General features: G+C 57.2%; 1 protein-coding gene. It reads right to left on the bottom strand.

Features of this window, described 5'->3' with window-relative positions; all coding sequences use genetic code 11:
• Positions 1–118: 118 nt before the first annotated feature.
• On the bottom strand, positions 119–521 hold a 403-nt coding region (locus C9414_RS19795), incomplete at its 5' end, for a Tox-REase-5 domain-containing protein (protein ID WP_219909144.1).

The raw sequence follows: 521 nt of genomic DNA, 5'->3' as shown, positions 1-521 counted from the left end.
CGTTTCATTAGGGGATGCTGCTGTGCCAGATGATGGGCCAGGTTCCTGGCCAGGTGCACGACGTCCTCAGGCGATCGCGCGACAGGCGTCGTCCAGAGGGCGGTTTGAGCACTCAGAATCATCTTTCTTCTCCAGGAAAAGGCTCGTATCTGCAGAGCAGAGGATCGATACCGCCGATGGAGACGGCCGCTGCCATGGTGCGACGTTGCATGAAGCACCAGATAAGCTTGCCTTGCGATCCAGCAATCGCAATGGCGCTGCGCTGCCTGACGATCTGCCTTCGCCATGGCACAAATATTCCTGACCGTACGAATGTGTACTTGGCTCGCCCATCTTCATCGAAGAAGTGGTCGTACCTGGCCTTCGCTTCCACCACCGTGCAATCCCGCAACCAGAAGCCATCAAACTCGCAGGCCTTGAAATGCCACTCCTGTACGGTGCGCGAAAACCCATCGCGTTCGAGGGAATCAAACAGGGGATCTACCGAGAACAATCGCCGCTCAGGATCTGCCTTGTCGGCA

Source organism: Bacillus sp. Nf3, from assembly GCF_003028545.1.
Taxonomy (GTDB): domain Bacteria; phylum Bacillota; class Bacilli; order Bacillales; family Bacillaceae; genus Bacillus; species Bacillus safensis.
Note: the sequence above shows the minus strand (reverse complement) of the source record. Positions and strands in the feature narration are given on the sequence as shown.